Here is a 20,266-nt window from a genome sequence, read left to right on the forward strand (position 1 = left end):
TGGAACGGAAATTCTCAGAGTATTATTTCTTGTTATCACTTTCGACTTCGCCGTAGCTTGTAACGATTGTTGCTTTTCCTCTAACTTTAATCGCAGATGTATGGTCTGTAAATTGAGCAATCATGACTTCACCTTTATCAAGCTTTTCTGAATGATGAAATCGGGTATCTGTCCCTCTTGTCAGCCCGATCACGTTCACACCATCTTCAATCGCCTTAATCACAATATAATCATTTGAATTCATCCTTGGCTCACTCCTAATTCTTTATAAAAGAAAGAACTTCGCTTCGTGCTTGAGAGTCTTCTTTAAACGAGCCTCTTACCGCAGTCGTCACTGTACTTGAACCAGGCTTCTTTACACCTCTCATTGTCATGCACATATGCTCAGCTTCAACCACTACCATTGCACCATAAGGCTCAAGGGTTTCCATGATCGTATCAGCCACTGTGGAGGTGATTCTTTCTTGCAGCTGAGGTCGTTTAGCAACAGATTCAACTGCCCTTGCCAGTTTACTAAGTCCAGCCACTCTTCCGTTTCTAGGAATATATGCTACATGAGCTTTTCCGTAGAAAGGTACCAAGTGGTGTTCACACATCGAATAGAATGGAATATCCTTCACAAGCACCAATTCCTCATGCTCTTCACTGAATATGGTTTCAAAGTATTCTTTCGGATCGTGACCGATCCCCGAAAATACTTCTGCATACATCTTCGCCACACGTTTTGGTGTGTCTAATAAACCTTCTCTATTAGGATTCTCTCCAATAGCTTCTAATATTAATCGAACTGCTTCTTCTATTTGGCCATGATTGACTTGTGCCATTATGTTGTCCTCCTAAAATAACTTAAAGAAATAGTAACATTGTTAATATTAGCACAAGCCTATAATGTCATCAAAGACTAGTGCTTTAGAAGTTTTATAATAATATAAAACTTCCTTTAAAGGAATAAAACTTCGTACATATTTTAAGAAGAAACAACCATACTATAAATGAATAGCAAAAAAGGCCGCATAAATATGCGACCTTTTCTTTACGCTCAAAGTATGTAATTATTTTACAGCTTCTTTAAGCGCTTTACCTGGTTTAAAAGCAGGTACTTTGCTAGCTGAGATTTCGATCTCTTCACCTGTTTGTGGGTTGCGACCTTTACGGGCTGCACGCTCACGTACTTCGAAGTTACCGAATCCGATTAATTGTACTTTATCACCGTTTGCAAGTGAATTTTGAATTGTATCGAAAACAGCGTCAACCGCTTTAGTAGCGTCCTTCTTAGATAGCTCAGCAGCTTCTGCAACAGCATTGATTAGTTCTGTCTTATTCATGCCATTCACCTCCTCCCAAGGAAATGTCTCAGTCATGATTCATTTACTTTAATATCATTAGTAAACAACTTTAGCGAATTCTATACATAAAGTGTAGAAAAAACGCTTGAAAACGTTGCTGAATCAATATTCAACAACAATTCTGTTAAAAGATTATCACAATAGATTAACCTTAGCAAGAACAAATCAAGAAATAATGGGAATCTTTTCTTATTTGAAACACAAATGTAATAGAATCCCCTCAAAGCCCTTTATTCTTGAACTCTATTCAACCTATCACTTCTTTTCGATGACTGCAACTTATACCTCCATCGCCAGGTACTCTATCTTACTTCCCAACCTTGGAATTCCTTAAACATCGACAACCTATTTTTATCTGTGATGAATATCCACAGTGATGTATGGGTTCTATTACAAAAACCTATATATATCAAGGTTTCATAGCCTTCCACAGTGTTTTCAAACTCTATTCGCCCCAGCTATAAATTTATAAATATACAAGAGGGAAATCTGCAAAATAATGTAGGTATTTCCTAAGAAAAATTCAGATCTGTTTGATAAAAATAAATGATTTTAAATAAACCAAACAAAAAAAGACCCTCCTAAGAAGGTCCAAAGACATTTATAATATGATGGCGATCAATCCACCTGATCCCTCGTTGATGATTCTTTCCAACGTATCTTTGAGTTTATATCTTGCATTCTCAGGCATTAAGGAAAGTTTCGCTTGGATTCCCTCTCTTACAATGGAACTTAAGCTTCTGCCGAAGATATCGGAATTCCAGATGGAGAGCGGGTCATCTTCGAAATCCTGCATTAAATAGCGCACTAGTTCTTCGCTCTGTTTTTCTGTACCGATAATTGGTTCGAACTTGGATTGTACATCCACTTTGATCATGTGGATGGATGGTGCCACTGCTTTCAAACTGACTCCGAATCTGGAACCCTGTCTGATGATTTCCGGTTCATCCAGACTCATATCATTTAACGAAGGTGCTGCGATGCCATACCCCGTCTGCTTCACCATTCTCAATGCATCTGAAATCTGGTCGTATTCCGCTTTTGCATGAGCGAAGTCCTGCATTAACTCCAGGAGATGATCTTTCCCGCGAATTTCCACCCCTACAATCTCCTTCAGTACTTCATCATACAGTTCGTCAGGGGCGTACAGGTCAATTTCTGCAATCCCTTGCCCCATATCAATGCCGGCAAGTCCTGCCCGTTCAATATGGTCAAATTCACTGAAGTAATGAACCACACGATCCACATCCCGCAGCCGTTTAATATCCTTAACAGTTTCTTTGACGGCTTCCTGATAGTTCTGTCTTAGCCAGTGCTCTTCTTTCAGAACCATTACCCAGCTTGGAAGATTAACATTCACTTCAAGTACCGGGAATTCGAATAGTGCTTCTCTCAGCACGTTGAGGACGTCTGAGTCTCTCATGCTCTCTACACTCATGGCTAGAACTGGGATGTCATACTTATCTTGAAGTTTCACTCTTAGGTCTTCTGTCTCAGGAGCATGAGGTCTCGCCGAGTTGATGACCATGATAAATGGTTTACCTACTTCTTTCAGTTCCTCAATGACTCTCTCTTCCGCTTGGATGTAATCGCCTCTGCCAATTTCACCGATGGAACCGTCGGTTGTCACCACAACTCCGATCGTGGAGTGTTCCTGGATGACTTTACGCGTACCGATCTCGGCCGCTTCATGGAATGGAATAGGTTCTTCATACCATGGTGTATTGATCATTCTAGGCCCATTTTCATCTTCATATCCTTTAGCACCCGGTACCGTATATCCCACACAATCTACCAATCTAATATTCACTTCGAGGCCTTCATCGACATGAACAGAGATGGCTTGATTCGGAACAAACTTCGGTTCAGTCGTCATGATGGTCCTGCCTGCCGCACTTTGAGGTAACTCATCCTGCGCTCTTGCTCGTTCTGATTCACTTGCGATGTTAGGAAGGACGACAAGTTCCATGAACTTCTTGATGAATGTTGATTTTCCTGTTCTAACTGCTCCTACCACACCTAAATAGATATCTCCGCCTGTTCTTTCGGCAATGTCCTTAAATAGATCGACTCTTTCCAAGAGATTCCCTCCCATCTTATATTCCAGGGATGTTTCATCCGTGTATTCTGTCTCACATTCTATATTTATGATGTTGTCCCAATGACTTATGACTATTAATATGCTTTTTTTCCCCCCTTATGATTAAAAGTATAAAAATTTATTATGTCTTTAGCATTTATGATCATTAGTTTTGATGAAATTTCCCTATAAAGGATGACATAAAAATAATAACCCTTCCCTTACAATATATTTTGCAAGGAAAGGGTTATGCCTATTTTGTCATAAAGACAGGATCGTTATTTTCATCCACCGTATAAGGTAAAGAATAAGCTGGAACAAAAAAAGTGTCCTCGACTAGTAAATTCCGGATATCTGTACCGGGTTCCAGTTCTTTATCAGTCGATTTGATCTGTTCAAATAAGTCCATTGAGTAATCTACAAATATGTCACCGTCACCATTTATGACAAGGGGTAGATTCTTGTTTGAGTATGGGCTATGTACGTACACTTCACCATCATACCCCAGTTCTTTATAATTTAATGTATATACATTATTGGCTACTTCCTCTTTAAATGGCGGGTAACCTTGAGCTTCTATTCTGATTTTCAATTCCCTTATTTGTTCCGCCAACCGTAGATCAAAAATCTTGACTTGAGGATCTTCCTCCACGTCAGTCAAAACATATTGAAAAATCCCACCGTTTTCAAAAGCATTCCCTGGAATCTCTGCTAAGTACTGAGGTGAAAGCTTTCTGAAATCAATCGGATACTTCTGATAAATGGGTGTATCCTGGTCTCGGGTCTTAATTGGAAGCAACCCATTATTGTCCTTCTGATAGGTTACGACCGCATCTTGTACAGCTTTCACCTGCGTTTCATAAGGGATCTGATTCTGACTAAGCTTTTCCTCAGGGTACATACATCCAGAAAGAATACTCATAGTTAAAATAAGAAGAAATGCAATTAAACCTAAGCGTTTCAATCCAAAAACGTCCTTTCAATCGGACAGCAACCTAATTGGTCGGTCCACTAAATACAATATAGATCATCATAAGTCCACCGGCAATCATCATTATATATGCCATGAATGCAGTAATAAAGCGCAAGAATTTCTGTTTGATCTTATACCTGCTAAAATAGATCGTTAATATGGCAAAAAACATGAATCCCATCGATGCAAACGAAATCCACATCTTCATCATTGAATCCAACATACATCCCTCCTGTTATCGAATGTATTATATCATAAGATTTTTACAAAAGAATAGAAAAGAATCGTTGTTCAAGAATCTGTTACAAACCTCAAGATGTACCTTTACGGACTTCCCCTCGGGAGAGATTATCAAAAAAAAGAGCTTCCCAAGTATTTAAACATCATTTGAATGATGTCAAAATACTTGAGCTGCTCTAAACAAAGCGAGACCTACCCATCCATAGGCAAAGCTGTATATATTCATGACAGTGTATGCAACAGGGGCGCACTTCGCATCCTCGAATGCCTATTCTTCCAAGATTAATTCATTGTTTCGAAAGATTCATTAGTGAAAGTTGTGATGCATTCTACCGTAAATGAATCAACTTAATTTAATCGCTCACCAAGAATGTTCACGAGGTCTTCCATCTCGTTTGTCTTTACACGTCCCATTAAGTGGTCTACCGCTTCTTTCGCTTCTACTTTATTGAATAGCACATCATACAAAGCGTCGGTAATGGGCATATTCACTTCATACTTGTCTGCTAACTGATGAGCAGCTTTCGTTGTGCGTACGCCCTCAACGACCATCCCCATATTGTCCAGGACCTCATCAAGGTTATGACCTTTACCAAGCATATTTCCCGCTCTCCAGTTTCTTGAATGTACACTTGTACATGTAACGATCAGATCACCGATGCCTGTTAAACCAGAAAATGTTAATGGGTTTGCTCCCATCTTGGTTCCCAAACGGGCTATTTCTGCAAGACCCCTCGTTATAAGCGCGGCTTTTGCATTATCTCCATAACCCAATCCGTCTGTAATTCCGGCTGCAAGGGCTATGATATTCTTTAAGGCTCCACCGATCTCAACCCCCAGCATATCGGGATTCGTATATACACGGAAATTCATGTTCATGAATAAGTCCTGAATCTCTTCAGCAGCCTTCATATCCTTAGAGGATACGGTCACAGTCGTTGGGTGCCTCAGACTCACTTCTTCAGCGTGACTAGGTCCGGACAATACCACCACTGTATGTAAGTTATCAGGTTTCATTTCATCTTCAATCATTTCTGAAATTCTCAGAAGTGAATCAGGTTCAATCCCCTTACTCACATGAACAACGGTTAATGGTGCACGTTGAACCTCTTGAATTTGACCCAATACTCCGCGGATCGCTTTCGTCGGTACAGCCAGAATGATTGTATCAACGCCATCTAAAGACTCACCAAGATCATGATAACCCTTGATGGTTTCCGGGAGCTTGACCTCTTTCAGGTACTTTTCGTTGGTATGTTGAGTATTAATTTCATCAATCTGCTCTTTTTTGTGTCCCCATAGTCTTACTTCCAGTCCATTATCAGCCAATACCATCGCAAGTGCCGTCCCCCAGCTTCCTGCGCCAACAACCGTTATATTCTTTGAACTTTTCATTTTTACACCCACCTTATTATTTTCTTGCGCGAGCAATAATACGAATAGGAGTTCCTTCAAATCCAAATGCATCACGTATTCTATTTTCCAAGAATCGTTCGTATGAGAAGTGCATTAATTCCGGATCATTCACAAATACCACGAATGTTGGCGGCTTCACAGCCACTTGAGTCGCGTAGTAGATTCTGAGTCGCTTCCCATTATCTGTAGGAGTCGGATTCATTGCTACTGCATCCATGACCACTTCATTCAACACGCTCGATTGAACTCGCAGGGCATGATTTTCACTTGCCATATTGATGATCGGCAGTAATGTATGAATGCGCTTCTTTGTTTTGGCAGATAGAAAAACGATCGGAGCGTAATCAAGGAATTGAAAATGTTCGCGGATATTCTTTTCCCATTTGTTCATGGTTTTCTCGTCTTTATCAACGGCGTCCCATTTGTTCACAACGATTACGATTGCTCGACCTGCATCATGTGCATACCCGGCAATTTTTTTATCTTGCTCGATAATCCCTTCTTCTCCATCAATGACAGATAAGACGACATCGGAACGTTCAATCGCTCTAAGAGCTCTTAACACACTGTATTTTTCAGTGGTCTCATACACTTTACCTTTTTTCCTCATGCCTGCAGTATCAATGATGACATAATCCTGTCCATCATACGTGTAAGAGGAATCAATGGCATCCCGCGTCGTTCCTGCAACATTACTCACAATCACACGCTCTTCTCCTAATAAGGCGTTAACCAGGGAGGATTTCCCGACATTCGGTCGACCAATTAATGAAAATTTGATCACATCTTCTGCATAGTCCTCTTCTTCCTCTTGGTTAAAGTGTTTCACAACATCATCAAGTAGGTCTCCTAACCCAAGACCATGAGAACCTGAAATTGGATATGGTTCCCCAAATCCAAGGGAGTAAAAATCATAAATCATTTCCCTCATTTCTGGGTTATCAATTTTATTAATACCCAGTACGACCGGTTTCTTAGAGCGATAAAGGATTTTGGCTACAATTTCATCTGCAGCTGTCACACCTTCACGGCCATTCGTCAAAAAGACAATCACATCTGCCTCATCAATGGCAATTTCAGCCTGCTGCCTGATTTGATCTAGGAATGGTTCATTCCCAAGTTCAATCCCACCTGTATCTATAATGTTAAATTCATGAGTCAGCCACTCAGCAGAACTATATATACGGTCTCTTGTTACACCAGGCACATCTTCAACAATGGAGATTCTTTCACCAACAATTCTATTAAAGATCGTGGACTTCCCAACGTTTGGACGCCCTACGATTGCTACTACTGGTTTTGTCACGTTATTCACCCTTTCTGTAAGAAGGTTGTCCTATTCTTACATTTCCTCTTTTTATACCTTTTCAATCATCAATCGGAGTTATGCATAAGAAGGACCGGCCCTTAAGGTATTGTTTCCTTATGGGACAGTCCCCCCTAACTTAATTATTTTATCAATAAAAGAATAAACTAGCAATCAATGTTTTACAATGATAAATAGTCCTTCATCCAGTTCATGGGCAATGCCATCGAGAATCGCCTCTAAATTCGCACAGATCTTTTGCAATTCCTCATCTGTTTTACAATAAAAGACGCTTGTTCCACTTGGAACTTTTTCAGGTGATGTCGTAACCGTCGCGAGAATAAACTTTTGGATCGTTGTACTCATTCTAATTTACCACCCTCCTGATTCGCTTTCGATTCTGACGGCATTCTTATCGCATTTTCCAATGTCGGCACCTGTCCAAGAATGGCAATGGCTTTCTCTACATCCTTTCGCTGCGGAAGGACGAAGACACCTATTCGACCATCGTCTAAATCCCTCTTGGCCAGTGGCGTCAATGCGGGAGTTCCTGAATCTTTAAATATCCCCAACGAAGTAGACATATCATGAAGAATGGCCTGCCTTTGACCAAGGTTCGCTACCGTAGATCTGGCATCGAATGATTTGGGAGAAAGGACAAACCCCATTCCATACTTTAAAATTTCTTCTTGTCTTACCTTTAATCCAATATTCATGATGTAAATATTATCAACGTAAAGTCCGGCCCCATCAAAATGAGGCTTCACATATTCAATAGTTACGATATCCTTCAATCTGCCTCCAGCCATTAGTTTATGTGCAATCACCATACATATCGCACTGATCACCAGCGCTACATAGAAGTTAAAGACAATATAAGCTAAAGTGGCTAAGAGAGACGTGAAAATGACCAAATAATTACGGCTTTCAAATGCTACGGCAATCCCTTCGATGTATGTAGCCCCTCTAGGGACAAGTTCATATGCATCTAGCTCTGTCAATGTGTTCCTCTCCATATTTCGCACATCCCGAAATTGAGACGCAGCAACGGTTAAGAAAGTAATCGCCGTGAAGTTCTCCTCTAGTAAAGCAGGAATCGCGATAGTGCCTAAACCAGCAGCAATAAATCCAAGAGCAATATGTATAATCTTCCCATGCAAATAAGTGGGATATTGGCGATAGTCTGTACGCAGCATATAGATTCTGGTTAATGTCCCAACTACTACTCCGAAGATGACAGGATACACATACTCATTCATAGATTTTTCATTTCCCCTTTGTTTGTTTGAACTTTGATGTTGAATAACTGATTTATTTCTTCAAATAACTTAACAGCTAATAGAATTCCAATGGAAATAGCCAGGACATCGAGGTAAACAGGTCCACCGATGGGATATAAAAATCCTACATTATTTAATGGGATACTCATAAACACTTCCCCCACTATACTGCTCCCGGCAACAGCGATCATCCGGAACATATACGAAGACGAGCTATAGAAGAAAATACTCAGGAGAGAAAGCGATAGAGCCATTATTAGGTTTCGATCAATGAACAATAGAACAGGATCATATATAGCCACTAACCCAATGCCCGCATAAAGCATCCCCATCGCCAGAATCGCTACAAGCATATATAATTTTTCTTTCAAACTATAAATTCTTATGTAAAGGATACAAATAAGTCCTAAAACAAAAACCGGTACCGCAACCTCCACAGAACCTACTTTCAAACCATACGGAAAGACGCATAATAACACTAAACAAATGAAGGAATAATGGAAACGATATGGGTGTGCCTTATTCATCATAAACGTCGTAAAAATCCAAATTCCCCAAATCAGCCATAAATACAGAATCCCATCCACAATACTCACTCCCTCCTATTATCTACATTATGGAAAATCTTTATGTATCTCATTCATGTATGAATCATTTTTTCAAAGAAAAAATAAGAAAGGGAGGTGTTTATGATGGGTAAAGATCGTCAAGAAAAGAAACTAAAACAAAGCAAACGAGTCGAATCAGACAGAGACCAGGCCCTGCACTACAACGGAGCAACAAGCCTGCAAGGACCGGAAGAAGCCAAAAAGGGACAGAGATAACAAGAAAAGCGGAAGGGGCTCGCACTGGGGCGACAAGCATAAGGCGAGTCACCCGGAAAGGCGTCCTTTGCCTTTATGGGTGACTTGGCTTATGACCTCGAGACCCAAGCCCCTGTAGCTGGACATCAAGAAAAGCGAAGGCGGCTTGGGTAGAGGCGACAAGCATATTTGGCTGGATGTCTTGTAAACAAACTATAATTCAGCCGTTTTATGGGTTAATTCTGCCACTTTACAAAAATACCCGAAAAAGCAACAACTAAAATCAAGCAACAAAAAAAGAACGAATTCTCAAAAGAGAATTCGTTCTTTTTACTTATTAAACGTTCTATTGCTATAACTTCCTGGATTCAATCCTCTAACGTCCAGCCAATGAAACACGTCGCCTGATAAAACGAGTGGAACTCTGTGAAGATCTTCTAAACGCCTGCACCCCAGCGCACTCATCAGGAATTTAATATCCGTATGAATTTGATTCACTTCTTCAATGGTGTCCATAAGCCCCGAGTCTAATAGCTGCTTGAGGATGATGCCGGCCATCCCTACACCAGATGCTCCTAAGCCTAGCGACTTAACGATGTCTAAGCTATTTTGGACACCACCAGAAGCAAGAATGGGCTTCCTGGATGTTGCATGATTTTCAGCAATCGAAATGGCAGTAGGTATACCCCAATCATCGAAGAATTCCAACATTCGTTTTCTGCGTTGATTTTCGATTTTAGAGAAGTTCGTACCACCGAATCCCCCCACATCAATGGCTGAAATGTTCGAGTGGGACAATGATTCTGCAGTCTCTTTACTGATACCAAAACCCGTTTCTTTCACTATGACAGGTACTGGAATACTTTCAGCAATCTCCTGAATCCTGTCCATCGCCCCTCTGAAGTCCCTGTCACCTTCTGGCATGGTTAATTCTTGTATGACATTTAAGTGGATTTGCAACGCATTGGCACTAATCATCTCTACGGCATCTCTTGCCTGTTGAACGGTTGCTTCACTTCCCAAATTCCCAAAAACGATGCCATTTGGATTATGTTTGCGAACGATTTCGTACGTTTTTCGTTCAGATGGGTCTTTTAGCGCGGACATTTGAGATCCGACAGCAATGGCCAGACCTGTTTCACGTGCAAGAATCGCTAATTCTTCATTGATTTTAGAAGTTGATTCACCACCGCCGCCTGTCATAGCATTTATGAAAATTGGCGAACTCCAAATAAGTTCGCCAATTTCTGCCTGTAGATGAATTTCATCTACTGCTATATTCGGTAAGCTTTGGTGGACAAAAGCAACTTCATCAAAACCTGTTCTTCGTTGTTGGCCAGTTGATAAAGCGTAATTAATGTGGTCTTGCTTTCTTTGAGCTCTTGTCACTATTCATCACCATTACTTAAGATCTTTTAATTTGTCACCAATCATTTCACCTAATTGGAAGCCGGTATTTTCTTCGGGCATTTCGTAGTCAGTCACTTCTTCCTCTTTTTCTTCAAGAGATTTGATGCTTAAAGATAAACGTTGATCATTCTCATTTACATCCAATACTTTCACTTGTACTTCTTGGTTTTCCTGAAGGACTTCGTGCGGCGTACCGATATGCTTATGTGAAATTTGAGAGATGTGAACAAGACCTTCAACACCAGGCAACACTTCTACAAATGCTCCATATGACACTAAGCGCTTAACCACTCCGTCCAGAACACTGCCTTTAGGTGCCTTTTCTGAAATATCACTCCAAGGTCCTGGCAGGGTTTCTTTAATGGATAAAGAAATACGTTCATTGTCACGATCGACACTTAGAACTTTGACCTGGACTTTTTGTCCTTCAGTTACTACGTCAGAAGGCTTTTCAACGTGCTCGTGTGAAAGTTGGGAGATATGAACCAATCCATCTACTCCACCAATGTCTACGAACGCTCCGAAATCTGTGATACGCTGAACTGTACCTTCAAGAACAGCACCAGATTCAATATCCGTAAGAAGCTGCTTCTTCTGGTGTTGCTTTTCCGCTTCTACAACAGCCCGGTGCGAAAGGATCAAACGATTCTTATCCTGATCCAATTCAACAATCTTGAACGTCAAAGTTTTGTCCTTATAGTCCGAGAAATCCTCAACAAAATAGTCTTCAACTAATGATGCAGGAACAAATCCTCTGACACCAAGATCAACTACAAGTCCGCCCTTCACGACATCTTTGACTTCTGCTTCAAAGATGTCGCCATTTTCAAAGCGAACCTTCATTTCTTCCCATGCTTTTTCAGCATCTACTTTTCGTTTGGAAAGAACAAGAAGTTCTTCTTCAACTTTTGTCACGATTAACTCAAGTACATCCCCTTCACTGACTACATCAGAAGCTTTTTCGATATGAAGGCTTGAGAGTTCACTAATTGGAATGATGCCATCCACTTTGCTATCTTGAACGTCGACTAAGACCTGTTTCTCTTCAACCTTAGTGACTGTCCCTTTAACTTTTTCACCGATTTCAAGATTTTTCACTTCAATTCCATTCATGTCTTCCATTATGTACTCCTCCTTAATCCATGACTGCAAAGATTTTTGATAATTGCGAGACTTCGCAATTTAAAATATTCTTTCTACTAACTTCTAATAAATACTACTTTTTGTCAAGCGAGAAAGCTCATATTATTCATGCTCATGTATTAGTTTTTCGATGTGCTGCATAATAATTTCAGTTGTTTTCTCTGCATTCAGTTTTTGTTCTCGAATGCCCTCCATAGCAATAGGCGGTCCGAATACGACCTTTAATTTCCTGAAAGGCTTATAGGGTCCAATGATTGCACATGGTACAACGTAAGCCTCGGAACGAAGAGCAAAGAAACCCGCTCCTGCCAATCCCTTACCTATTTTACCTGTCTTACTTCTAGTACCCTCTGGGAACAGTCCTAAAACATCTCCTTGTTTAAGGACCTGCAAACCTTTCCTTAGTGCTTCCCGGTCGCTCATTCCCCTTTTCACCGGGAATGCCCGTAAATCCGGTAATAGCTTACCTAATACCGGGACACTGAAAAGCTCTTCTTTAGCCATGAAAGAAACAGGTCTGGGAGCTGAAATCCCCACCACCGGGGGGTCCAGGTTATCAATATGGTTGGTGCATAATAAGACTCCCCCCTCTTCAGGGAAATGCTCCAAACCTTTGACCTCAATGCGATAGAGAGGGGAAAGAATCGATTTTACGAGACCTTTAGCAAAGGAATATAAGTTCACATTAACCTTTCCTTTCTACTAACAGCATAATTTGATCCACGACTTCAGGGATGGATAGTGAAGTTGTATCTATTTCAGTTGCGTCGTCCGCTTTCTTAAGTGGAGCTACTTCTCTTTCTGAATCGATCTTATCACGGCGGGCAATTTCAACTTTTAATTGTTCCAGATCAGAAGGGAACCCTTTCGAAATGTTTTCCTCATGTCTTCTTTGGGCTCTTTCATCTACGCTTGCCAGTAGAAATACTTTTATTTCAGCGTCAGGAATAACATGGGTCCCGATATCTCTTCCGTCCATTACAACAGCACCTTGTTTAGCCAACTGCTGCTGCCTGTTCACCATCTCTTCTCTAACTTCAGAATGAACGGCCACATGAGATACTGAATTGGTAACTGTGGCTTGACGAATTTCATCTGTCACATTTTCCCCGTCTACATATACAATTTGTCCATCTTCAGTCGGTTCTAGCGTGATTTTTGTTTGAGCTAATAATTCCTTCAGCTCATTTTCATCATGCAAGTCTATATTCTGTTTCAAAGCTTTATATGTTAATGAGCGGTACATCGCCCCAGTATCAATATAAAGATAAGATAATTTCCCTGCTACAATTTTCGCCACAGTACTTTTCCCTGCAGCTGCAGGACCATCGATCGCAATTCTTAATTTCTTCAACTAATCCACCTACTTAATTTCCTAATAATTTTCTTACCTATTTTAACATAAATCTCACACCACGTTGAAAGAATCTTTATTCAAAAAAAAGAGCAGGCAATCAATTACCTGCTTTACCGGATAAGGTTTCGACTATTTCGCTGTACTCCATTTTTTCGACGCCTTCATAAAAAACGATCTTATTGAGCTCCGGAAGGATATTTAATTCATGGATGACAAATTGGACCGCTATTAATAAAATGAAATGTATAATGACTAATTTGATTAATATTCGCTCAACGGATTTAATTGTATTCACCCTTTTCCTATTCATTATTATAGAAAAAGTATGTGTAAATTATGGGATTTTATTCAAGTAACCCTTTTTTTCTTAAATTCAACTGTCTTTCAAAACAATATCTTAAAATAAGCTGACGTTGATTTTCAGTTAAATGTACAAATTCAACGCTTGCAACTTTTTTGTGACCTTTTTCCCAGACGCGGATAACTTTACCTTCTATTTCTACATACTGGTTCTCACCCGTTTGCATAGGCAAAACGATGGTGGTTGATATGTTAGAACCACTTTTCAGGTCCATTCCTTTCCTCACCAATACCGCGCATCCTCCTGCACTGATATCCTCAGTAACCGTAGGAAAATAATCCTCATTTATTTTTATTGAGATATCTGTGTTCGCTTCTACTCGCACAAACTGTCTTCTTTGGACCTTCTCTAAACCTTCCTCTCCTGGATAATGAATGTGGATCATCGGTATTTTGGATAGTTTGCGGCCCTTCACTTCTGTTTCAAACATAAGTACCGTCTGTTCATTAACGATGAAACTTGCTTTAAGTTGTGTACCATCTATTAAGAAAACGGCTTTCTCTGTTTTTGTATGAATAGGGTAATCGATAAAGAGCCCTTCTTCCCCGATCTCAACGACCCGGCACCTATACCGTTCAAATGTATCATTATGTATGGGTTCCAACTGTAATGTGGTACCTGCTTTTATCATAGTACAATACTCCCACTTTCCCATTTTATGTATCTATATTATGGCATGACATTCCTCACCTTTCCATACCTTTTTGAATCTCTATTCTGAATTTTTCTACATCTAAAGAAAAGGGACGGACCTCCATATCGAAGGTCCGTCCCTCTAAAAGCTTAGACGACTTCTTCATAAATCGGTTCTGCTTTTCTGAGCTTCTCTACTTTTTCTTCTTCTCCTGTGTTTGCATTGATAAATATTCTAAAGGTATCTTTACCCAGCATACCTAAGAATTCGTAGCATAGCACTTCTTCATTAAGATCATTCACAATTACCGCTTTACGCTCTTCCATTACTTTTAGATTAGGGTTTGTCGTTTCTTTAGCTTCTGCTTGTGTAATGGACGGTTGTCCGATTTCCCTGTCATGATTATTCTTCAAATATTCTTCCGCAGCAAATCCGACGATGTGTCCATTATCCAATGCTACCTTTATTTTAACAGAGTCCGGATATATCCTTACACCATCCAATACTGTCACATAAGTGAAAATACCAATGTTGTCATACTGTGCACTTTCAAATAGTTCTAATTTCTCAAAGTCGTTATCCTTCAGGAAGGCAGTCGCTTTCTCTGCCGCTTTATTTAAGCTGATTTTTGCTTTCTGGACTTCCCGATTGTTGATATACCAGATTGGATATCCACCTTTTTGAGTAATGTCCATACTTGCATGGGTTTTACCCTTTTCAACCGTAACACTATAAAATTTATAGTCAGAGCCTTTTCCGCTCTTCGTTACTTTTGCATCAATCTTTTCACTTATCCCGGAGTATTTTCTTAAGATCGAAACAGCCTCATCCTTTGAAATCTCTTTCCCTTTAATCTTCTGAAAATTTTGGTCTTTCTTCTCAGTATTCACAAATGTTGTAGAACCAAAGTTTGCTTCATCATATCCGGATACATTCTTTTCAACGGTTTTAAAACCATCGATAATGGTGTTATCAACCTGTTCATTCCCTGACGCCAAAGCAAGCTCCACATCCATCCATCTCAGGTTGTTCTCCATAACCAGATGTTGAACCTTTCTTAACTGATTCTGAATATCTGCACTTTGCTCATACAAATTTTCAAGTGATTTATATTCTTTATCCGTTAAAGGATTCTTATCTAAATCCCTCACTGCTACTCGGTAGCTGAAATCTCCAATATTACTTAAGAACTCTTCTGTTTTATTAAACGGCAGCAGCGTTAACGGAAGCTGCCCTACATCACTGTGCGCCTGAGAAGTTAATCTCCATATATCGGCAAGTGCCGGAGACAATGATTTCCTTGAATTCATGGCAAGAGTCGAACCTATTTTATCGTGTACCAGATCCACTTGGTAAGTTAACTCATGGAACGCTCTTTGATAGTTATTTTCAGCATTGATTAATATCGCATTTTTTTCCTGATGCTCTTGGTATCCCCAGAATGCGGTACCTGCAACACCAAGGACGAGCACCGTTATTAAAATGACACGTAGCAATGTACTTCACCTCTTTAACTACAGAATATGTGCTTTCCAATTTTCTTGATTTGTGGACGTGACCAAATCCACTTGCTTGTTGCTGTCACAGGGTTAAAGTAATAGAGAGCACTTGAAGAAGGATCCCAGCCGTTTATGGCATCTAAAACCGCTTCTTTCGCTTTTTCATTTGGCGTTAACCATATTTGCCCATCTGCTACGGCTGTAAAGGCACCAGGCTCAAAGATAACCCCCGCCGCTGTGTTCGGGAATGCTGAGCTGTCAATTCGATTGAGAATGACGGCCGCTACTGCAACTTGTCCCTCATAAGGCTCACCACGGGCTTCTCCATATACGGCATTTGCCATAAGTTGAATGTCGTTTTGTGAAAATCCATTAGGCGTGTTCACTGCCGTTGGCTTGGATGGAGTGGGTGTTGGTTTTGGAGCAGGCTTCTTTTCAGGAGCTGCTTTTCCACCGGATGTTCCGCCTTTAGCCCCGCCACCTCCAGGACCTTTTTGTTTATTTAAATCTGTTCCGCCATAGTGACTGAAATTGTTACCTTTTTCTATTTGTTCTTTTACGAATTGCTTATTATACTTTGAAGCTTTCACTAGTTTTTCTTTTGTTTCGGCACCAGCCAGGCCGTCGATGGGAAGACCGAACTCATATTGAAAGTTTCTCAGTGCCCAATATGTGCCCCACCCGAACACTCCATCAATATCGCCGTTATAATATCCGATATATTGAAGTCTGGACTGAAGCTCGATTACATCCTCACCTGTTGCGCCATGTTGTATCACTTGATTCGTAAATGCGTCTGCCTTCTCTCCTTCAGACGAAATCATAAAAAGAGAACACATAAGCACCATGACGACTGAAGTAGAAATCAATTTGAAACGACTATTCATAATGCTTTAACCTCCATATCTTCAATTAACATTAACTCTAGTTTTTGTAGAGGCTCCCATTTTATACAAGTGAATAATAAAATTTAGAAAGCAACAATGATAAGACTCTGTAATGTCCCAGCAAAAGCCATGTAAACAATCTGAGTTAAAATAGAATGAGGATTACTTCAAACAAATCCGCAATAAGAGGGGGAGGTCATGATGGAAGACTATTTAGCGAAGTCATTAGATGAGTGGAAAGAAGATATTTCAGAGGTGTTGGATCAGATTAATACTGACTACGAAGAGATAAAGAAGGAACTGAAGGTGTATTCCTATAAGTACGGAATTACAAAGCAAGTCATTCAATCAACAGTGAATGAGGAAATCATCGAAAATATCAGGGAAATGTATCATAAGCCTTTTGAAGAAAAGTACAATGAACTGAAGGAATACATACGCGAATTGGACGAAAAAAGAAAAGTGTTTCAAATGTTCGTGAATAAAATTGATGAAGTGAAACGGAAAGAGGCTCCTAAAACCGACCTTGCTGCTGCGTATAAGTAGATATTTTATTAAACCGTCTTTCATTGGGCGGTTTTTTTATGGGAGTTTATACGGATCTGAAAATGCAAAAAAGGACGCTTTAAATAGCAAGCGTCCTTTTAAATAATTTCTTTTTCGAAATCAGTACCCGTGTATTTCTTTTCAGTTAATCGATGAGCACTTTTCACTTTCTTCAAACCAAGCCACCATAAGAAAAACATAAACGGCACCATATAATAGATCCAGTTCTTCTCGGCTAAAAAGATGTAATTATATGTTCCGTGTAACAACAGGGGCACAGAAATCGCAATGAAAAGCCACTTATGCCTTTCTTCACTGGAGGAAAATTTTGCTTTTCCTAAGTAATATCCCATAATGACACCGAACAACGCATGACTTGAAACAGGCAGGATCGCTCTTCCAAATGCATGTTCAACACCGTTTGCAACCAAATACAAAATATTTTCAATAGTAGCGAATCCAAGTGACACACTTGCACCATAAATAATGCCGTCGTATGGTTCATTAAAATCAACATGTTGGAAAATCGCAAACATTAAAATAAACCATTTGAAGAATTCTTCTAAAAGCCCGGAAGAAATGAATGCCGTCGACCAATTGGAATCAATGATTCCTTCAACTTCTAACACATATTGTAAGAACATAATAGGAAAGGTGATAAGGGCCCCATACATAAAGGTTTTGAACACTAGCGTAATGGGTTCTGCGTCATATTCATCCCGCAAATAAAAGTAACTTAGCAATGCTAATCCTGGTGCTATACCCGCTGATAAAATCACCAGCATAAAAAAGTCCTCTTTTCTTTCTGTTTTCTTAATCGTATCATGTTAATGTAGGAATGGAAACAGGAATTTATTTGGTTGGAGGAATGAACTTTGAAGAAAGATATTTTGGTCATACATACAGGCGGTACCATCTCTATGATGGAAGACGAACAGACTGGAGCAGTCACTCCCGGGAAGGAAAATCCCCTTTCGGTACAAACGTCTATCGTATCGAATTTAGCAAATCTGACGGTCTTAGAAGCATTTCATTTGCCTTCCCCCCATATTACACCAGAACATATGCAGCAATTAAAAGAGATAATCGAAACGAAATATAGGGAAAAATCATTTGACGGAGTCGTCATTACCCACGGAACAGATACGCTCGAAGAAACTGCCTACTTCCTGGATTTAACCCTTTCTCTTCCAGTCTCCCTTGTCGTTACAGGGGCAATGAGATCAAGTAATGAGATTGGAGCGGACGGTCTTTATAACCTCATTTCATCCGTTCGGGTAGCTGCTGATGACAAATCCAAGAACAAAGGAGTTTTAGTCGTACTGAATGACGAAATCCACTCTGCTAAGAACGTGACCAAAACTCACACAAGCAATGTATCTACCTTTCAAAGTCCACAGTATGGCCCAATCGGGATTGTGACTAAAAGAGGCGTTCTTTTTCATCATCAGCCTACATCAAATGAGCATTATCAGGTTTGTGACATATCCAAGAGGGTTACCCTGATCAAAGCATATGCTGGAATGGATTCAGGCTTATTAGTTGCCATAAAAGATTTACAGTACGATGGGGTTGTAATTGAAGCATTAGGGCAAGGAAATCTACCTCCTGATACGGTAGATGGAATTAATGGACTGTTAGCAGCTAATATCCCGGTTGTATTGGTTTCAAGATGCTTTAATGGGATTGTTCAGGATATATACGGCTATTCAGGAGGAGGGAAACAACTGAAAGAAAAAGGAGTGATCTTCTCGAATGGCCTAAACGGACAAAAGGCAAGAATCAAGTTAATGGTGGCTCTGTCCCAAACCGATGACATTAAAGAACTAGAAACGATTTTCAAAAATTAAGATTGTCTCATTGGTTGAAAAGTAACCATAATATAAGAAAGAGGCTCACAGCAGAGCCTCTTTCTTTGTCATTTTTCTTTTTGTGTAATGGATTTAGCGATCAATCCGCCATGCATTCGACCATTTTCAATAAAGATCTCATTCGCATTGTTTCCCGCAGCAATGACACCTGCAATATAGATTCCTTCTACATTGGTTTCCATCGTTTCTTGATGAAAAGCAGGCCGACCTGTATCCTTGTCAATGTTTATTCCCATTTTCGTCAGGAAGCTATGATCAGGGTGATAACCTGTCATTGCAAACACAAAGTCATTTTTGATTTCTTTCTTCTCACCATTTACCTTGTAGGTGACAGAGTCGTCTGTGATCTCCTCTACACACGCGTTGAATTCCATCGCTACCTCACCATTTCTGACAAGCGCATCAAAGTTAGGAAGTATCCAGGGCTTAACACTTTTCGAGTACTCGCTTCCCCGGTATAAGACGGTGACTCTTGATCCCGCTTTATTCAATTCAAGTGCTGCATCAACCGCTGAGTTCTTCCCTCCGATCACAACCACATCTGTGTCAAAAAAGGGATGTGCTTCTTTAAAATAATGAAAGACTTTCTCTAATTTCTCTCCTGGGATTTTTAAATAATTGGGATGATCATAGTAACCGGTCGCAATGACGATATTTTTACTTTCATACGTTCTCTTTGAGGTGGAAACGGAAAAACGTCCATCTTGCTTCTCCACCTTTTGAACTGTTTCGAATCGATTGATTCTTAATTCTTTCCGCTTCGCTACTTCACGATAATACACGAGTGCTTGATTCCGTCTTGGTTTGTGTTCTTCAATAACAAAAGGAACGTCACCAATTTCCAGCTTTTCACTTGATGAGAAAAACGTTTGATGAGTGGGATAGTGGTAAATGGCATTCACGATATTCCCTTTTTCAATGATTAAAGGATCGATACCCTTTTCTTTTAGACTAATAGCAGCTGACAACCCACATGGTCCCCCGCCTACAATAATGCATTCTTCCATTTTCAAATTCAGACACTCCTTCAATTCCTCTATCTGAATGGTAATTTACGTTCGTTCATTTCAGATGTTAAAATAATTACTACCCAATTATTATGGAATAAGTTTGC

General features: G+C 40.0%; 24 protein-coding genes. 3 read left to right on the top strand and 21 right to left on the bottom strand.

What is annotated here, in order from left to right; translation table 11 throughout:
* Positions 1 to 22 precede the first annotated feature (22 nt).
* The 11 genes from mtrB to FZC88_RS15390 form a co-directional block, all read right to left on the bottom strand.
* On the bottom strand, positions 23 to 244 hold the full coding sequence (mtrB, locus tag FZC88_RS15340) for a trp RNA-binding attenuation protein MtrB (protein WP_034758340.1): 222 nt from the start codon (positions 242 to 244) through the stop codon (positions 23 to 25).
* Positions 245 to 257: 13 nt separating this feature from the next.
* On the bottom strand, positions 258 to 824 hold the full coding sequence (folE, locus tag FZC88_RS15345; RefSeq protein WP_148969469.1) for a GTP cyclohydrolase I FolE: 567 nt from the start codon (positions 822 to 824) through the stop codon (positions 258 to 260).
* A 228-nt stretch (positions 825 to 1,052) separates the two neighbouring features.
* Positions 1,053 to 1,325, bottom strand: coding sequence for an HU family DNA-binding protein (locus FZC88_RS15350; protein WP_034758336.1), 273 nt, complete (start codon positions 1,323 to 1,325; stop codon positions 1,053 to 1,055).
* 622 nt (positions 1,326 to 1,947) lie between these two features.
* A complete protein-coding gene (spoIVA, locus tag FZC88_RS15355) occupies positions 1,948 to 3,426 on the bottom strand; it encodes a stage IV sporulation protein A (protein ID WP_148969470.1) in 1,479 nt (492 codons plus the stop codon).
* A 253-nt stretch (positions 3,427 to 3,679) separates the two neighbouring features.
* A complete protein-coding gene (locus FZC88_RS15360) occupies positions 3,680 to 4,390 on the bottom strand; it encodes a hypothetical protein (protein ID WP_262371883.1) in 711 nt (236 codons plus the stop codon).
* A 31-nt stretch (positions 4,391 to 4,421) separates the two neighbouring features.
* Positions 4,422 to 4,622, bottom strand: coding sequence for a DUF2768 domain-containing protein (locus FZC88_RS15365; protein ID WP_148969471.1), 201 nt, complete (start codon positions 4,620 to 4,622; stop codon positions 4,422 to 4,424).
* A gap of 365 nt (positions 4,623 to 4,987) precedes the next feature.
* Positions 4,988 to 6,034 carry an NAD(P)H-dependent glycerol-3-phosphate dehydrogenase gene (locus FZC88_RS15370; protein WP_148995562.1) on the bottom strand — a complete coding sequence of 349 codons (1,047 nt, stop codon included), beginning with the start codon at positions 6,032 to 6,034 and terminating at the stop codon, positions 4,988 to 4,990.
* A gap of 16 nt (positions 6,035 to 6,050) precedes the next feature.
* Positions 6,051 to 7,361 (bottom strand): ribosome biogenesis GTPase Der, encoded by a 1,311-nt coding sequence (gene der, locus FZC88_RS15375; protein ID WP_148969473.1) that lies wholly within the window; start codon positions 7,359 to 7,361, stop codon positions 6,051 to 6,053.
* A 174-nt stretch (positions 7,362 to 7,535) separates the two neighbouring features.
* Entirely contained in the window at positions 7,536 to 7,727 is a 192-nt protein-coding gene (locus FZC88_RS15380; protein WP_113970716.1) for a capping complex subunit for YIEGIA, read from the bottom strand.
* Entirely contained in the window at positions 7,724 to 8,620 is an 897-nt protein-coding gene (locus FZC88_RS15385; protein ID WP_148969474.1) for a YIEGIA family protein, read from the bottom strand. The genes FZC88_RS15380 and FZC88_RS15385 overlap by 4 nt, the downstream gene beginning before the upstream one ends.
* Positions 8,617 to 9,237, bottom strand: a complete 621-nt coding sequence (locus FZC88_RS15390; RefSeq protein WP_148995563.1) for a YphA family membrane protein — start codon at positions 9,235 to 9,237, stop codon at positions 8,617 to 8,619. The genes FZC88_RS15385 and FZC88_RS15390 overlap by 4 nt, the downstream gene beginning before the upstream one ends.
* Positions 9,238 to 9,333: 96 nt before the next feature.
* On the opposite strand from FZC88_RS15390, the gene FZC88_RS15395 reads away from it, so the two are divergent.
* Positions 9,334 to 9,465, top strand: a complete 132-nt coding sequence (locus FZC88_RS15395) for a YpzI family protein (protein WP_113970719.1) — start codon at positions 9,334 to 9,336, stop codon at positions 9,463 to 9,465.
* A gap of 309 nt (positions 9,466 to 9,774) precedes the next feature.
* Here FZC88_RS15395 and fni read toward each other — a convergent pair whose 3' ends face one another.
* From fni to sleB, 8 genes are all read right to left on the bottom strand, one after another.
* Positions 9,775 to 10,833 (bottom strand): type 2 isopentenyl-diphosphate Delta-isomerase, encoded by a 1,059-nt coding sequence (gene fni, locus FZC88_RS15400; protein WP_148995564.1) that lies wholly within the window; start codon positions 10,831 to 10,833, stop codon positions 9,775 to 9,777.
* Between the two features lie 12 nt (positions 10,834 to 10,845).
* Positions 10,846 to 11,979, bottom strand: coding sequence for a 30S ribosomal protein S1 (rpsA, locus tag FZC88_RS15405; protein ID WP_148970016.1), 1,134 nt, complete (start codon positions 11,977 to 11,979; stop codon positions 10,846 to 10,848).
* Between the two features lie 120 nt (positions 11,980 to 12,099).
* Positions 12,100 to 12,681, bottom strand: coding sequence for a lysophospholipid acyltransferase family protein (locus FZC88_RS15410; protein WP_148969477.1), 582 nt, complete (start codon positions 12,679 to 12,681; stop codon positions 12,100 to 12,102).
* A 1-nt stretch (position 12,682) separates the two neighbouring features.
* Positions 12,683 to 13,351 carry a (d)CMP kinase gene (gene cmk, locus FZC88_RS15415; RefSeq protein ID WP_148995565.1) on the bottom strand — a complete coding sequence of 223 codons (669 nt, stop codon included), beginning with the start codon at positions 13,349 to 13,351 and terminating at the stop codon, positions 12,683 to 12,685.
* A 100-nt stretch (positions 13,352 to 13,451) separates the two neighbouring features.
* The gene (locus FZC88_RS15420; RefSeq protein ID WP_262371884.1) at positions 13,452 to 13,649 is read right to left on the bottom strand and encodes a YpfB family protein; all 198 of its coding nucleotides are present in this window, start codon (positions 13,647 to 13,649) and stop codon (positions 13,452 to 13,454) included.
* A gap of 49 nt (positions 13,650 to 13,698) precedes the next feature.
* Positions 13,699 to 14,346, bottom strand: coding sequence for a flagellar brake protein (locus FZC88_RS15425; protein ID WP_148995566.1), 648 nt, complete (start codon positions 14,344 to 14,346; stop codon positions 13,699 to 13,701).
* 152 nt (positions 14,347 to 14,498) lie between these two features.
* Positions 14,499 to 15,845 (bottom strand): germination protein YpeB, encoded by a 1,347-nt coding sequence (gene ypeB, locus FZC88_RS15430; protein ID WP_148995567.1) that lies wholly within the window; start codon positions 15,843 to 15,845, stop codon positions 14,499 to 14,501.
* A gap of 14 nt (positions 15,846 to 15,859) precedes the next feature.
* Positions 15,860 to 16,735, bottom strand: a complete 876-nt coding sequence (sleB, locus tag FZC88_RS15435) for a spore cortex-lytic enzyme (RefSeq protein ID WP_148969481.1) — start codon at positions 16,733 to 16,735, stop codon at positions 15,860 to 15,862.
* 201 nt (positions 16,736 to 16,936) lie between these two features.
* Between sleB and FZC88_RS15440 the strand changes: the two genes are divergently transcribed.
* Positions 16,937 to 17,281 carry a hypothetical protein gene (locus FZC88_RS15440; RefSeq protein WP_148970017.1) on the top strand — a complete coding sequence of 115 codons (345 nt, stop codon included), beginning with the start codon at positions 16,937 to 16,939 and terminating at the stop codon, positions 17,279 to 17,281.
* Positions 17,282 to 17,379: 98 nt separating this feature from the next.
* On the opposite strand, the gene prsW is transcribed toward FZC88_RS15440, so the two are convergent.
* Entirely contained in the window at positions 17,380 to 18,066 is a 687-nt protein-coding gene (gene prsW / locus FZC88_RS15445) for a glutamic-type intramembrane protease PrsW (RefSeq protein ID WP_148969482.1), read from the bottom strand.
* Positions 18,067 to 18,156: 90 nt separating this feature from the next.
* Here prsW and FZC88_RS15450 point away from each other — a divergent pair, with 90 nt between their 5' ends.
* A complete protein-coding gene (locus tag FZC88_RS15450; protein ID WP_148969483.1) occupies positions 18,157 to 19,131 on the top strand; it encodes an asparaginase in 975 nt (324 codons plus the stop codon).
* Between the two features lie 68 nt (positions 19,132 to 19,199).
* Here the strand turns inward: FZC88_RS15450 and FZC88_RS15455 are convergent, their stop codons facing one another.
* Positions 19,200 to 20,159, bottom strand: coding sequence for a YpdA family putative bacillithiol disulfide reductase (locus tag FZC88_RS15455; RefSeq protein ID WP_397541199.1), 960 nt, complete (start codon positions 20,157 to 20,159; stop codon positions 19,200 to 19,202).
* Between the last annotated feature and the right edge of the window lie 107 nt (positions 20,160 to 20,266).

This window comes from Rossellomorea aquimaris (assembly GCF_008180865.1).
Classification (GTDB): Bacteria; Bacillota; Bacilli; order Bacillales; family Bacillaceae_B; genus Rossellomorea; species Rossellomorea yichunensis.